The sequence below is a fragment of the Streptomyces sp. NPDC031111 genome, assembly GCF_055570675.1.
Genome location: NZ_JBVIGS010000021.1, coordinates 12,374 through 27,239, shown reverse-complemented (window position 1 = coordinate 27,239; position 14,866 = coordinate 12,374). Strand labels below are relative to the sequence as shown.

Annotated in this window: 14 protein-coding genes; 13 read left to right on the top strand and 1 reads right to left on the bottom strand. The window is 71.2% G+C overall.

All coding sequences use genetic code 11. The features are described 5' to 3' along the window. The first annotated feature begins 31 nt into the window (after positions 1–31). On the top strand, positions 32–784 hold the full coding sequence (prcA, locus tag ACZ470_RS33045) for a proteasome subunit alpha (protein WP_468433240.1): 753 nt from the start codon (positions 32–34) through the stop codon (positions 782–784). Between the two features lie 536 nt (positions 785–1,320). Here prcA and ACZ470_RS33040 read toward each other — a convergent pair. Then, positions 1,321–2,337: a LacI family DNA-binding transcriptional regulator gene (locus ACZ470_RS33040; protein ID WP_468433239.1), complete on the bottom strand. Its 1,017-nt coding sequence runs from the start codon at positions 2,335–2,337 to the stop codon at positions 1,321–1,323. Between the two features lie 94 nt (positions 2,338–2,431). Between ACZ470_RS33040 and ACZ470_RS33035 the strand changes: the two genes are divergently transcribed. The 12 genes from ACZ470_RS33035 (at position 2,432) to ACZ470_RS32980 (ending at position 14,574) form a co-directional block, all read left to right on the top strand. Next, positions 2,432–3,691 (top strand): MFS transporter, encoded by a 1,260-nt coding sequence (locus ACZ470_RS33035; RefSeq protein WP_468433238.1) that lies wholly within the window; start codon positions 2,432–2,434, stop codon positions 3,689–3,691. A 9-nt stretch (positions 3,692–3,700) separates the two neighbouring features. Next, positions 3,701–5,062 carry a Pup--protein ligase gene (gene pafA, locus ACZ470_RS33030; protein WP_142196373.1) on the top strand — a complete coding sequence of 454 codons (1,362 nt, stop codon included), beginning with the start codon at positions 3,701–3,703 and terminating at the stop codon, positions 5,060–5,062. 139 nt (positions 5,063–5,201) lie between these two features. Next, complete coding sequence (locus ACZ470_RS33025; RefSeq protein WP_468433236.1) at positions 5,202–6,203, top strand: FKBP-type peptidyl-prolyl cis-trans isomerase; 1,002 nt, start codon at positions 5,202–5,204, stop codon at positions 6,201–6,203. A 61-nt stretch (positions 6,204–6,264) separates the two neighbouring features. Next, positions 6,265–6,636 (top strand): FKBP-type peptidyl-prolyl cis-trans isomerase, encoded by a 372-nt coding sequence (locus ACZ470_RS33020; RefSeq protein ID WP_006132299.1) that lies wholly within the window; start codon positions 6,265–6,267, stop codon positions 6,634–6,636. Between the two features lie 123 nt (positions 6,637–6,759). Beyond that, positions 6,760–7,713, top strand: a complete 954-nt coding sequence (locus tag ACZ470_RS33015; RefSeq protein ID WP_468433233.1) for a helix-turn-helix transcriptional regulator — start codon at positions 6,760–6,762, stop codon at positions 7,711–7,713. A gap of 17 nt (positions 7,714–7,730) precedes the next feature. Next, positions 7,731–8,726, top strand: coding sequence for a helix-turn-helix transcriptional regulator (locus ACZ470_RS33010; RefSeq protein WP_468433231.1), 996 nt, complete (start codon positions 7,731–7,733; stop codon positions 8,724–8,726). A gap of 52 nt (positions 8,727–8,778) precedes the next feature. Next, on the top strand, positions 8,779–9,072 hold the full coding sequence (locus ACZ470_RS33005) for a hypothetical protein (protein WP_468433229.1): 294 nt from the start codon (positions 8,779–8,781) through the stop codon (positions 9,070–9,072). 10 nt (positions 9,073–9,082) lie between these two features. Then, complete coding sequence (locus ACZ470_RS33000) at positions 9,083–9,277, top strand: hypothetical protein (RefSeq protein WP_468433227.1); 195 nt, start codon at positions 9,083–9,085, stop codon at positions 9,275–9,277. A gap of 232 nt (positions 9,278–9,509) precedes the next feature. Then, positions 9,510–9,791, top strand: a complete 282-nt coding sequence (tatA, locus tag ACZ470_RS32995) for a Sec-independent protein translocase subunit TatA (protein ID WP_145870252.1) — start codon at positions 9,510–9,512, stop codon at positions 9,789–9,791. A gap of 92 nt (positions 9,792–9,883) precedes the next feature. Then, a complete protein-coding gene (gene tatC / locus ACZ470_RS32990) occupies positions 9,884–10,753 on the top strand; it encodes a twin-arginine translocase subunit TatC (protein WP_468433422.1) in 870 nt (289 codons plus the stop codon). Between the two features lie 31 nt (positions 10,754–10,784). Then, complete coding sequence (locus ACZ470_RS32985) at positions 10,785–11,675, top strand: diacylglycerol kinase (RefSeq protein WP_468433225.1); 891 nt, start codon at positions 10,785–10,787, stop codon at positions 11,673–11,675. 40 nt (positions 11,676–11,715) lie between these two features. Then, positions 11,716–14,574, top strand: a complete 2,859-nt coding sequence (locus tag ACZ470_RS32980; protein ID WP_468433223.1) for a DEAD/DEAH box helicase — start codon at positions 11,716–11,718, stop codon at positions 14,572–14,574. Positions 14,575–14,866: the final 292 nt, after the last annotated feature.

The window sequence follows — 14,866 nt, the reverse complement described above, 5'->3', positions numbered from 1 at the left end:
AGTGACTTCGACAGAAAGGGACGGATAACCGGTGTCGACGCCGTTCTATGTCTCACCCCAGCAGGCGATGGCCGACCGGGCGGAGTACGCCCGGAAAGGCATCGCCCGTGGTCGCAGCCTTGTGGTGCTGCAGTACGCCGACGGGATCGTGTTCGTCGGTGAGAACCCGTCCCGTGCGCTGCACAAGTTCAGCGAGATCTACGACCGGATCGCGTTCGCCGCGGCCGGTAAGTACAACGAGTACGAGAACCTGCGGATCGGGGGCGTGCGGTACGCGGATCTGCGGGGGTACACCTACGACCGGGACGATGTGACGGCCCGGGGTCTGGCGAACGTGTACGCGCAGACGCTGGGCACGATCTTCTCCAGCGTGGGGGAGAAGCCGTACGAGGTGGAGCTGGTGGTCGCCGAGGTCGGGGAGACCGCGGAGGGGGACCAGATCTACCGGCTGCCGCACGACGGGTCCATCGTGGACGAGCACGGCTCGGTGGCGGTGGGGGGCAACGCGGAGCAGATCAGCGGGTATCTGGATCAGCGGCACCGGGACGGGATGACGCTGGCGGAGGCGCTGAAGCTGGCGGTGCAGGCGTTGTCGCGGGACACCAACGGCAGTGAGCGGGAGATTCCCGCGGAGCGGCTGGAGGTGGCGGTGCTGGACCGTACGCGGCCGCAGCAGCGGAAGTTCAAGCGGATCGGGGGGCGTCAGCTGGCCCGTCTCCTGGAGGCGGGCGGCGCGGAGACGGCCTCCGAGGCGGAGGAGGAGTCCGGCGGGGACGTCGAGTAGCCCGGTCGCCTGCGGGTGGTGGGTGGGTCGGGGGGTCCGTCCTCGGACTGGCGCGAATCACGCACGCTGGAGTGGCTGAGGGCGCGGACGCGCCAGCCACTGCGTGCGGCCACCCCCGCCCCGTCCCCTCCACGCCGTCGGCGACAATCCGCCGCCCGGCGTACGGCCCCTACGCCCCGCCCTCCGCGACCAGCCGCCTGCCGCCCCGCCGCATCCGCGGGCAGTCGTGCCGCTGGGGCGATGGGGGTACCTCCCGCTCGAGCGAAGCCGAGAGTGGGGGAGGGTGGGCGCGACGGCACCCCGTAAACGCCGGGCCGCGCGACCCATCCCCGGCCGGCACCAACGCGGGGCACCCCACAAGGCGCCCGGCCCCGCGAACGCCGGAGGCACCCGCGCGGGGCTGCGCAGACACCCCCCGGCCCACACCAGCGCAGGGCACCCGTACCGCGCCGGGCAGCGCGACCCACCCCCGGCCCACACCCACGCCGGGGCACCCCGCACGGCGCCGTGCAGCCCGCTGCGACAAACGCGACGCGTCAGCCCGTCCGCACCCGTGCCGTCGAGCCCCGCACCACCAGCTCGACCGGAATGTCCCCGGCCACGGGCTCGCGTCCCTCGAGTACCGCCAGCAGCGCCCCCATCCCCCGCTCCCCGAACAGCTCCGCGTCCAGCCGCACAGTCGTCAGCTCCGGGTCGATCGCCGTCGCCAGCGCCAGATCGTCCAGCCCGGTGACGGACAGATCCTCCGGGACCCGCAGCCCCAGCCGCCGCGCCGCCTTGTACACGCCCGCCGCCAGCTGGTCGTCGTCGCAGACCACGGCCGTCGGCCGGTCCGGTGCCCCGGAGAGCGCGGCCTCCGCCGAGACCTCCGCGCCCTTGATGGAGATCGGCGCCCGCGCGGTCCGCAAGGACGTCCCGGGTACCTCCCGCAGCCGTGCCGCCAGCTCCCGCGCGCGGACCTCGAAGGTCCAGGAGGCCACGTCCGCCGCCAGGTGGAGGAAACGGCGGTGGCCCAGCCCGAGAAGGTGTTCCGTGACCTGGCGGACACCGTCGGCGATGTCCAGGTTCACCGTGGCCGCGCCCACGCTCCCGGCGGGGTCGCTGTCCAGCATCACCAGCGGCAGCTGGTCGCCGCGGATCGCGGTGAGCGCCTCCGCGGCCATGGAGGAGGCGATCACGCCGTCCAGCGCGGCCTGGGCGGACGCGAACGGGTCACGGGCGGGCCCGATGCCCTCGGGGGAGGGGTAGAGGACCACACCGAAGCCGTGCCGTGAGGCGACCCGTGCGGCCCCGGTGTAGACGCCGGCGAAGAACTCCGTGGTGAGGGCGGGGACGACCAGCAGCACCGTACGGGTGCGGCCCAGGCGCAGATTGCGGGCGGCGAGGTTGGGGCGGTAGCCCAGGGTGCGCGCGGCCTCGCGGACGCGTTCCGCGGTGGCCTCCGAGACCCGGCCGCGCCATTTGTCGCCGAGGACCAGGGAGACCGCGGCCTGGGAGACGCCGGCGGCCTGGGCGACGTCCCGGCTCGTGGGGCGGGTGCCGGCTCGGGGCATCGTCGGGCCGCTCCTTCGTCTGGACTGGTGAACAGCGGACATGGTACGTATGGAGGGCTTAGTTATACGTAAAACTTCCAGTGAAGGGGCCCGTATGGCCACGGGATACCTGGAGATCCTCCGGGCACGGCACGCCACCCGGCTGCTCGTGGGCACGCTCGTGGGGCGGCTGCCCAACGCGACCGCCGCCATCGCGATCGTGCTGTTCGTGCGCGCGGAGGGCGGTACGTACAGCCTGGCCGGCGCGTTGGCGGCGGTGTACGGCGTGGCCAACGCCGTCGGGCAGCCGGTGCTGGGGCGGCTGGTGGATCTGCGCGGGCAGCCGCGGGTGCAGCTGCCCGCCGCAGTGCTGTCGGCGCTGGCGATGGCCGTGTTCGCCTTCGCGGGGACCGGGTCGCTCGCGCTGGCGTACGGCGCGGTGGCCGCCGCGGGGCTCTTCACACCGCCCCTCGAGGGCGGGCTGCGGGCCCTGTGGTCCTCCGTCCTGCACAAGGAGGACCACGTGCACCGGGCGTACGCCATGGACGCCGTGGCGCAGGAGGTGATGTTCACCGTCGGGCCGCTGCTGGTGACGGTGTGCGTCTCCCTGTGGTCCGCCCAGGGCGCGCTGCTGGTGGTGAATGCCCTGGGCGTGCTGGGCGCCCTCTCCGTGGTCGTGTCGCCGCCCTCGCGGGCCTGGCGGTCGGCGCCGCGCGAGGCGCACTGGCTGGGCGCGCTGCGCTCGCGGGGGCTGCTCGCGCTGCTGGGCGCCTTCCTGTGTGTGGGGATCGCCTTGGGGTCCATCACCGTGGCGGCGGTGCCGTACGGGGACGAGCACGGCGGCGACCACGTGTACGGCTGGCTGATGGCGGGGATCGGGCTGGGCGCGCTCATCGGCGGTATGGCGTACGGGGCACGGCAGTGGGCCGGTGAACCCGCGCGGCGACTTCAGGTGCTGGTGGCCCTGCTGGCGGTGTGTTACCTGCCGCTGATGCTGATGCCGGGCGCGGTGGCCATGACGTTGCTCACCGTGGTCGCGGGGCTCTTCCTGGCGCCGGCCATCGCCTGCGCCTTCGTGCTGGTCGACCGGCACGCGCCGCGCGGAACCGTCACCGAGGCGTTCTCCTGGCTGGTGACGACGTTCACCGTCGGCGCGTCGGTCGGAACAGGCCTCACCGGCCCGGTGGTCGAGGCGGGCGGTGCCGTGTGGGGCTTCGCGGTGCCGGGCGTCGCGGGCGGCGTGTCGCTGCTGGTTTTGCTCGCCACTGGGCGGGTACTGGCAGTTCCCGCCGGGAGAGCGGTGGTTGCGGCCCGTTCGGAAAATGATCCAAATCGTGCCGTCGAACCTCGTTTCAGCTCGGGGGATCGGGCGTAATGTTCCCTCATGGACCGCCGCATTTTCGGGCTGGAGAACGAGTACGGTGTCACGTGCACGTTCAGGGGACAGCGCCGCCTGTCGCCTGACGAGGTGGCGCGGTACCTCTTCCGCCGTGTCGTGTCATGGGGCCGCAGCAGCAATGTCTTTCTGCGGAACGGCGCCCGCCTCTATCTCGACGTGGGATCACATCCGGAATACGCAACGCCGGAATGTGACAACGTGACCGAACTGGTCACCCACGACAAGGCAGGCGAGCGCATTCTCGAGGGACTCCTGGTGGACGCCGAACGACGCCTGCACGAGGAGGGAATCGCGGGCGACGTCTACCTCTTCAAGAACAACACCGACTCCGCGGGCAACTCGTACGGCTGTCACGAGAATTATCTGGTGGCCCGGCACGGGGAGTTCTCGCGGCTGGCGGACATCCTCATTCCGTTCCTGGTGACCAGGCAGTTGCTGTGCGGTGCCGGCAAGGTGCTCCAGACGCCGCGCGGCGCCGTGTACTGCGTCAGCCAGCGGGCCGAGCACATCTGGGAGGGCGTCTCCTCGGCGACGACCCGTTCGAGGCCCATCATCAACACGCGTGACGAACCGCACGCGGACGCCGAGCGCTACCGCCGGCTGCACGTCATCGTGGGCGACTCCAACATGTCCGAGACGACCATGCTGCTCAAGGTCGGCGCCACCGACCTGGTGCTGCGCATGATCGAGGCGGGCACCGTGATGCGCGACCTCACGCTGGAGAACCCGATCCGGGCGATCCGCGAGGTCAGCCACGACATCACCGGCCGGCGCAAGGTGCGCCTGGCCAGCGGCCGGGAGGCCTCGGCGCTCGAGGTGCAGCGCGAGTACTACGAGAAGGCGCTGGACTTCTGCGAGCGCCGCGGCATCCGCACCGGCACCGTCGAGCAGGTGCTGGAGCTGTGGGGCCGTACGCTGGACGCGATCGAGTCCGAGGACCTCGACCGCATCGGCACCGAGATCGACTGGGTCATGAAGTACAAGCTCCTCGAGCGGTACCGGGCCAAGCACAACATGACCATGTCGCATCCGCGGGTCGCGCAGATAGACCTCGCCTACCACGACATCCACCGCCGGCGGGGTCTGTACTACCTGCTGGAGAAAAAGGGACAAGCGGCCCGGATCTGCAACGATTTGAAGATCTTCGAGGGCAAGTCCGTTCCGCCGCAGACCACTCGGGCCCGGCTGCGCGGCGACTTCATCCGGCGGGCCCAGGAGCAGCGCCGCGACTTCACCGTGGACTGGGTGCACCTCAAGCTCAACGACCAGGCCCAGCGGACGGTCTTGTGCAAGGACCCGTTCCGCTCGGTCGACGAACGCGTGGAGAAGCTGATCGCGGGAATGTGAGAGGCACGTTCCGCCAGGGGATCCAAAATTCCCGGAACGTCACACGGGCGCCGTACGTTTCATCGTGCGGCGCCCTTCTCACGCCGTAGAGTTGCGCGGACGCCATCCACAAGATCGACACGATTACGAGGCCCCCACCGTGCGCCGACGCTCACTTCTCATTGCCGTTCCCGCCGGACTGGCCACCCTCGCCGCGTGCGGCGACGACAAGTCCGACTCGGGCAAGGCCAGCGACAGCGCGTCGCCCTCGGCGCCTCAGACGTCCGCGGCGCCGGCGCCGAAGATCGTCGACGGGCCGCTGCCGGCGATCACGGCCGGTACGAAGTTCGGCGAGAAGCCGACGGTCGCCAAGGGCAGTGGCGACCCCTCCAAGGACCTCGCGGTCAAGACGGTCATCGCGGGCGGCGGCAAGACGGTCGCCGAGAACGACTTCGTCGTCGCCCACTACCTGGGCCAGGTGTGGAGCACCGCGAAGGTGTTCGACAACTCCTACGACCGCAAGAGCCCGCTGGCCATCCAGCTCGCCCAGGGCACCATCATCGACGGCTGGCGGTACGCGCTGACCGGCAAGAAGACCGGCAGCCGCGTCCAGATGGCCGTGCCGCCCACGTGGGGGTACGGCGAGCAGGGCAACCAGCAGGCCGGCATCAAGGGCACCGACACGCTGGTGTTCGTGGTCGACGTGCAGGACACGTTCAACGCCAAGAGCTCCGCCAAGGGCAGCGAGGTGGCCCAGGACAACACCGACCTGCCCAAGGTCGGCACCAACACCGACGGCAAGGCGCCCTCCATCGAGGTGCCCGACGCGGACGCCCCGAAGAAGCTCGTGTCGAGCTATGTCCTCGAGGGCGACGGGGAGGAGGTCGGCGCCGAGAACAGCGTCCTGGTGCAGTACAAGGGCGTGCTGTGGGACGGCGGCAAGGAGTTCGACTCCACGTACGGCCGCGGGCAGCTGACGTCGTTCTCGCTCCAGCAGGTCGTCAAGGGCTGGGCGCAGGGGCTGACCGGCAAGAAGGTCGGCAGCCGGGTCCTCATCGTCATCCCGCCGGAGCTGGGCTACGGCGACGAGCCGCCGCAGGGCAGCGGCATCAAGAAGGACTCCACGCTGGTCTTCTCGGTCGACATCCTCGCGAAGCTGTGACCGCGTGAGGATGTAAGACTGTGCGTGTTCGCCTTTCCGCAGACAAGCAGGAGCGTTAGACGTGAGCATCGACAAGCCCGAGATCGACTTCCCGGGCGGCGAGCCCCCGGCGGACCTCGAGATCAAGGACATCTGGGAGGGCGACGGCGAGGTGGCGAAGGCGGGCCAGACCGTCACCGTGCACTACGTCGGTGTCGCCTTCAGCACGGGCGAGGAGTTCGACGCCAGCTGGAACCGTGGCACCCCGTTCCGCTTCCCGCTGGGCGGCGGCCGGGTCATCAAGGGCTGGGACCAGGGCGTGCAGGGCATGAAGGTCGGCGGCCGCCGTCAGCTGACCATTCCCGCCCACCTCGCCTACGGCAACCAGAGCCCCACCCCGGCGATCAAGCCCGGTGAGACCCTGATCTTCGTGGTCGACCTGCTCGGCGTCTGATCCGACCGGAGTCGATCATCCGTGGCCCATGCCTGTCCGGGCATGGGCCCTCGGCTTTTACCGTGCCACCCCGGGGCGGTACGGTCATCGGTCGTAAGCACCATAGGGAGGCGAAGCGGGTCGATGGCCATTGCCAAGGCCGAGCGGCTGATGAATCTGGCGCTGTGTCTGCTCGGGACGCGCCGGCCGCTCAGCAAGCGCGAACTGCGCGAGTCGATCGAGGCCTACCTCGAGGCGGGCTCCGACGACTCCTTCAACCGCATGTTCGAGCGCGACAAGGACGACCTGCGCGAACTCGGCCTGGTGATCGAGACCGTCGAGAACCTCGACGGGGAGACCGGCTACCTCGCCCGCCGCGACAGCAACCGGCTGCCGCCCATCACCCTCGACGCCGAGGAGGCCGCCGCCCTCGGGCTCGCCGCCAAGGTGTGGCAGCAGGCCCGGCTCGCCGGAGCGGCCAGCGGCGCCCTCCAGAAGCTGCGCGCCGCGGGCCTCCCCGAGGACGTCGACCCGTACGGGGCCCACGGCGCGCTGGAGCCCCGCATCCCCGTGCACGAGGCGGCGTTCGAGCCGCTGATGCTGGCCTGCCGCGACCGCCGGCCGGTCGTCTTCGACTACCGCAAGGCCAACGCCGCCCAGCCGGGCCAGCGGCACGTCGAGCCGTGGGCGCTGGAGTGCTGGCGCGGCCACTGGTACCTGGCCGGCTGGGACCGCGACCGGGGCGCCGAGCGGGTCTTCCGGCTCTCCCGGATCACCGGCAAGGTGCGCTCGCGCGGTGGCCGGTTCACCGTCCCGGTGCCGGACGTCGTCACCGTGCGGGAGACCGTGGCGAGCTGGGCCGGGGAGACCGCCGACCGCTCGGCGCGGATCCGGCTGCGCTCGGACGCCGGATACCCCCTTCGGGCGAAGGCCACCGTGGTGCGGGAACTCGGTGACGGCTGGGACGAGTTGGAGATTCCGTACGGGCACGGCCTGGATGCCTGGCTGGTGGAGTTCGGGCCCGACGTGGTGGTCCTGGAACCCGCCGAGCTGCGGGCCGACGTGGTGGACCGGCTGCGTGCCGTGGCCAAGGGCTGAGGGGGAGCGGACAAGACGTGGCAGGCAAACCGGTCAGGCCCGTGAACGCCATCGACCAGACCCGGCGGATGCTCTCCCTGGTGACGTATCTGCGGGAGCGCCCCGGCGCCCGGATCGAGGACGTGGCGCGCGCCTTCGGGATCACCGAGGACGAGCTGGTCTCCGACCTCGATGTGCTGCCCATGTGCGGCACCAGCTTCCGCGGCGGCGATCTCCTCGACATCGACACCGACGGCGAGCGCATCTGGTGGCACAATCCGGCCGCGCTCGGCGCGGAGGCCGCCGAGCCGCTGCGGCTCGCCGCCGACGAGGCCACCGCCCTGCTGGTCGCCGCGCGTGCCGTGGCCACGCTGCCCGGGCTGCGCGAGAGCGACCGGCAGGCGCTGCTGCGGGCCACCGCCAAGGTGGAGACGGCGGCCGGTGAGGCGGCCGGCGCCAGCGCCCGGCTGTCGGTGACCTTCGAGTCCGAGGGCGGCGTCTTCGCGGACGTCGACCGGGCCATCGCCGAGCGCCGCAGACTGTGGATCCGCTACTACTCGCCCGCGCGGGACGAGGTCACCGAGCGGGAGATCGACCCCATCCGCCTGGTGAGCGTCGGCCACACCTATGTCGAGGCCTGGTGCCGTCGCTCCGAGGCGCGCCGCACCTTCCGGCTCGACCGGGTCGCCGAGATCCGGATCCTCGACGAGCCGTCCGCGCCGCCCGAGGTCGAGCTGCGGGACCTGTCGGAAGGGCTGGTGCAGCCCGCGGCCGAGGACCCCGAGGTGGTGGTCGAGGTCGGACCGGGCGGGCGCTGGGTCGCCGAGTACTACCCGCACGACAGCGCGGATGAGCTTCCCGACGGCGGACTGCGTATCACTCTGCGCACCCCCGACCCGGCCTCGCTCAGACGGCTGGCCCTGCGGCTCGGCCGCGACGGCCGCATCGTCGAGCCGTCCGGGCTGGCCGACAGCGCCCGGCAGGCGGCCCGCGAGGCGCTGGCGGCGTACGACGGGGCCGAGGCGGCCGGATGAGCCGCCCGCACCCGGTACGGGACGGACAGGACGACAGGCAGGAGCGAGGGCTTTGAGCGAGTCGGCGACGTCCGGTGCGCGGACCATGACGGCGGCGTCCGCGTTCGCGGGGATGAGAAACGTGGCCCCGGTGATGTTCCGGGCGGGCTGCCCGGACTGCCGGGAGCGGTTCGAGCTCGCCGCGAGCGCGCTGCGCCTGGCCATCGGTGCCAGCAGCCGCACCACGTTCTACTCCTTCACCTGCCCCGAGTGCGGGGCGGCCGTCCGCAAGCCGGCGGGGGAGCGGATCGTGGAGCTGCTGACCGGCGGCGGGGTCCGGACGCTGCGACTCCACTCGACGGTCTAGGCTCGCCCTCATGTTCTGGCCGATGTTCGCGGTTGCCATGGGGTTCCTGGGTCTGCTGGTGCTCGGGGTGCTCGCCGTCCGGGTCTTCGTCGAGGCGGAGCGGCTCGCCCGGCAGGTCACGGACTCGGCCCGCCGCATCAACCGCGCCGCGGAGGACCTGGAGCACGCGGCGACCGTGGCGGCCCGCTCGGCCGAGGCCCTCTGAGCCATCCGTCGCTCCCGGCGCGGCTTCGCCCTGTCACCCTGTGGGTCCCGGCAGGTACGCTGCTGATCGCGGCCCGGATAACGAGGCCCGGACCGCGGACGGGAGTACGCACGGGGATTGCCGAACGTTTACCCCGGAGCGTTACGATCGCTGCCAGCACCGTCGTTCGGACACATGTCCGACCGGTCGGACAGCCACCCACCCACCCGCCTCGGTGAGAAGGTAAAGACTTATGGGACGGCTCGGACCTACCGAGATCATTCTGATCCTCGTCGTCATCATCCTGCTGTTCGGCGCGAAGAAGCTTCCGGACATGGCGCGGTCGCTCGGCAAGTCCGCGCGCATCCTCAAGAGCGAGGCGAAGGCGATGAAGGACGACAACAAGTCCTCCGCCCCGGCCGACCCCCCGGCCACCGGCGAGCAGCCCCCGGCGCAGCGCACCATCCAGGCGGCCCCCGGCGACGTGACCAGCTCCCGCCCGGTCACGGAGCCGACGGACACGACCAAGCGCTGACGCAGGGCCGGTGACATCCGGCCCGCCGCACGAGATGGGAACGTGGGTTGCTCAAGTCTGCCCGCAAGCAGGAGAGGGATCCCGAGGGGCGGATGCCCCTCGTGGAACACCTGCGTGAGCTGCGCAATCGGCTCGCCAAGGCCGTCGTCGCGATCGTCGTGGTGATGATCGTTGCCGCGTTCTACAGCGAGCAGCTCATGCAGTTCCTCGCGGAGCCGGTGCCCAAATGCGAGGACCTGGCGAACAGCGACGGCGGCAACTGCGCCATCGTCTCCTTCAACACGCTGACGTCGCCGTTCACCACGACGATCAAGGTGAGCCTCATGGCCGGCCTGATCGTCTCCAGCCCCGTGTGGCTCTACCAGCTCTGGGCCTTCGTCGCCCCCGGGCTGCACAAGCACGAGAAGAAGTACACGTACTACTTCGTCGCGGCCGCGGTTCCGCTGTTCGTCGGCGGAGCCTACCTGTCGTACGTGATCCTCCCCGTCAGCATCAAGGTGCTGCTCAGCCTCACACCCGGGGGATCGGCGAACATCCTCTCGCTCGACGAGGTCCTCGACTTCACCATCAGGATGGTGCTGGTCTTCGGCCTGGCCTTCGAGCTCCCCCTGCTGCTCATCATGCTGAACCTGGTCGGCATCGTCTCCGGCCGCCGCATGATCGGCTGGTGGCGCGGTGTCGTCATGGGCGTCTTCGTCTTCGGCGCGGTCGCCACGCCCACCACGGACCCGGTCGGCATGATCGCGCTCTCCGGACCCATCGTCGTCCTCTACTTCGTCGCCGTGGGCTTCTCGATGCTCAACGACAGACGGCGGGCCCGCAAGGAGGCCCAGGGCCCCGCCGACGACGAGGCGTCCGAGCTGGATCTCACACCGGAGTCCATCGAACCGGTGGAGCCCGTGGCGGCCCTGCCCGAGCAGACGACCAAGGACCGGGTCAACGGTTATGACGACGTGACCTGAGGAACGGCGGGCAGCTCATAGGGTCACTCCCGTGACCAGCGAGATCACCCTCTTCGTCAACCCCACCGCGGGCGGCGGCCGGGGCGCCCGCGCGGCGCGCCCGGCCGCCGCCGCGTTGCGGGACGCCGGCTTCTCGGTGCGGACCGTGCTCGGCGACGACCCCCGGGACGCCCTGGACCGGGCGCGTGCCGCCGTCGAGGAGGGCACCGGCGCCCTGATCGCCGTCGGGGGCGACGGCATGGCGAACCTCGCCCTTCAGGCCGTCGTCGGCACCGGCACCCCCTACGGCCTGGTGGCCGCCGGAACCGGAAACGACTTCGCCCGGGCCCTCGGAATGCCCCTGCGGGAGCCCGCCGCGGCCGGCCGGATGATCGCCGACGCCCTCAAGTGCGGCCGGGTCCGCGACATCGACCTCGGCCGGATCGGCGACCGCTGGTTCGGCGCCGTGCTCGCCTCCGGCTTCGACTCCCGGGTCAACGACCGGGGCAACCGGATGCGGCTGCCCCTCGGGCGCTTCAAGTACGACCTCGCGATGGTCGCCGAGCTCGCCGCCTTCCGGCCCCTCCCGTACCGGATCACCCTCGACGGCGGCGAGGTCCGTGAGGTCGAGGCGACGCTGGTCGCCGTCGGGAACGGGCCGTCGTACGGCGGTGGCATGCGGATATGCCCCGGCGCGGACCTCACCGACGGGCTGTTCGACATCACGGTGGTGGGCGAGTGCAGCCGGTCCACGCTGCTGCGCGTGTTCCCGCGGGTGTACCGGGGGACGCACGTCGACCATCCCGCGGTCACGGTGGTGCGGGCGGCGAGCGTGGAGCTGGCCGCCGAGGGGGTCACCGGCTACGCGGACGGCGAACCGGTGGGTCCGCTGCCGCTGACCGCGCGGTGCGTGCCGGGGGCCCTGCGGGTCGTGGGCCCCTGAACCGGCGGGGCCGCATCGCTCACAGGGACGGTTCCGGATAATGATCGTCCTGTTGTCGGTGCGGCCCGGTACGCTCGAAAGCACGATGACAGAGGACCTCTCACCGGCCGAGCGGTACGCGGCAGCACGCAGGCGCGCTGCCGAGCAGGCCACCTCGCTCGCCTCCTTCCGCGAGATGTACGACTTCGGCCTCGACCCCTTCCAGATCGAGGCCTGCCAGGCGCTCGAGGCGGGCAAGGGCGTGCTGGTCGCCGCGCCCACCGGCTCCGGCAAGACGATCGTCGGCGAGTTCGCCGTCCACCTCGCCCTCCAGCAGGGCAGGAAGTGCTTCTACACGACTCCCATCAAGGCGCTGTCGAACCAGAAGTACGCCGACCTGTGCCGCCGCTACGGCACGGAGAAGGTGGGCCTGCTCACCGGCGACAACAGCGTCAACTCCGACGCCCCGGTGGTCGTGATGACCACCGAGGTGCTGCGGAACATGCTGTACGCCGGTTCGCAGACCCTCCTCGGCCTCGGCTATGTGGTGATGGACGAGGTGCACTACCTCTCGGACCGCTTCCGCGGCGCCGTCTGGGAGGAAGTGATCATCCACCTCCCCGAGTCCGTGACCCTGGTGTCGCTCTCGGCGACGGTGTCGAACGCCGAGGAGTTCGGTGACTGGCTGGACACCGTGCGCGGCGACACCCAGGTCATCGTCTCCGAGCACCGGCCCGTGCCGCTGTTCCAGCACGTGCTCGCCGGCCGCCGGATATACGACCTGTTCGAGGAGGGCGAGGGCCGGAAGAGGGCCGTCAACCCGGATCTCACGCGCATGGCCCGGCTGGAGGCCAGCCGCCCCTCCTGGGGCGACCGCCGGCGCGGGCGCAACAACATGCGCGAGGCGGACCGGGAGCGGGAGCGCCGGCAGCGCTCGCGCGTGTGGACGCCGAGCCGCCCCGAGGTCATCGAGCGGCTCGACGCCGAGGGCCTGCTGCCCGCGATCACCTTCATCTTCAGCCGCGCCGCCTGCGAGGCCGCCGTCCAGCAGTGCCTGTACGCGGGTCTGAGGCTCAACGACGAGGAGGCGCGCGAGCAGGTCCGCTCCCTGGTCGAGGAGCGCACCGCCTCCATCCCGGCCGAGGACCTGCACGTCCTGGGCTACTACGAGTGGCTGGAGGGCCTGGAGCGCGGCATCGCGGCCCATCACGCGGGCATGCTGCCGACGTTCAAGGAGGTCGTCGAGGAGCTGTTCGTCCGCGGTCTGGTGAAGGCCGTGTTCGCGACCGAGACCCTCGCCCTGGGGATCAACATGCCCGCCCGCTCGGTGGTGCTGGAGAAGCTCGTCAAGTGGAACGGCGAGCAGCACGCCGACATCACCCCCGGCGAGTTCACCCAGCTGACCGGCCGGGCCGGGCGGCGCGGCATCGATGTCGAGGGCCACGCGGTCGTGCTGTGGCAGCGCGGGATGAACCCCGACCACCTGGCGGGACTGGCCGGTACGCGGACCTATCCGCTGCGGTCCAGCTTCCGGCCGTCGTACAACATGGCGGTCAACCTGGTCGAGCAGTTCGGCCGGCACCGGTCGCGGGAACTCCTCGAGACGTCCTTCGCGCAGTTCCAGGCGGACAAGTCGGTCGTCGGCATCTCCCGGCAGGTGCAGCGCAACGAGGAGGGTCTGGAGGGCTACAAGGCCTCCATGACCTGCCACCTCGGCGACTTCGAGGACTACGCGCGGCTGCGCCGCGAACTCAAGGACCGGGAGACCGAGCTGGCCCGGCAGGGCGCGGCGCAGCGCCGCGCGGAGGCCGCCGTCGCGTTGGAGAAGCTGAAGCCCGGTGACGTCATCCACGTACCCACCGGGAAGTACGCGGGGCTGGCGCTGGTCCTCGACCCGGGTCTGCCGGCGGGCCGTTCCAACGGCCACCGCGGCTTCGAGTACGCGGACGGTCCGCGCCCGCTGGTGCTGACCGCGGAGCGGCAGGTGAAGCGGTTGGCGTCGATCGACTTCCCGGTGCCGGTGGAGGCGCTGGAGCGGATGCGGATCCCGAAGTCCTTCAACCCGCGTTCCCCGCAGTCCCGTCGGGACCTGGCCTCCGCGCTGCGCACCAAGGCCGGGCACATCGCCCCCGAGCGGCACCGCAAGCAGCGTTCCCAGGCGGCCGACGACCGGGAGATCGCGCGGTTGCGCAAGGCGCTCCGGGCGCACCCCTGCCACGGCTGCCAGGACCGTGAGGACCACGCCCGCTGGGCCGAGCGCTACCACCGGCTGCTGCGCGACACCTCGCAGCTGGAGCGCCGTATCGAGGGCCGGACGAACACCATCGCCCGCACCTTCGACCGGATCGTCGCGCTGCTGACCGAGATGGACTATCTGCGCGGCGACGAGGTCACCGAGCACGGCAAGCGGCTGGCGCGGCTGTACGGCGAACTGGACCTGCTGGCCAGCGAATGCCTGCGCGAGCGGGTCTGGGAGGGACTCGCCCCCGCCGAACTCGCCGCGTGCGTCTCGGCGTTGGTGTACGAGGCGCGGGTCGCCGACGACGCGATGGCGCCCAAGCTGCCCTCGGGGAAGGCGAAGGCGGCGCTCGGCGAGATGGTCCGCATCTGGGGACGTCTGGACGCCCTGGAGGAGGACTTCCGGATCAGCCAGACCGAGGGCGTGGGCCAGCGAGAGCCCGACCTCGGCTTCGCCTGGGCCGCCTACATGTGGGCGTCGGGCAAGGGGCTGGATGAGGTGCTGCGCGAGGCGGAGATGCCGGCCGGCGACTTCGTGCGCTGGTGCAAGCAGGTCATCGACGTGCTCGGCCAGATCGCGGCCGCGGCCCCGTCCGCCGACGGCTCGACGGTCGCCAAGAACGCCCGCAAGGCGGTCGACGGACTGCTGCGCGGGGTGGTCGCCTACTCCTCCGTGGGCTGACCCCCGCGGGCCCCGTCGCCCCGACCGTCCGAAGCCCGGTGCGCCCCGTGCGCGCCGGGCTTCCGCGTTCCGTGCGCCCCGGCGCCGGGGCATCACCGGCCGGTTTCGTGGGAAGGATCAGGGAGCGGCGGGGCCTTCCTCACCCATGACGGTGAGTGATTTTCGTACGCCCGTGCGCCGTGACTCACGGTGTTCGAACAGCGGCACATCGTGCAAATGACCTGAGCGTACTCCTGCCTCAGGGGCCATTTCCGGCACTTGCTGAATATGACATGGCGATGATCCTGTCGGA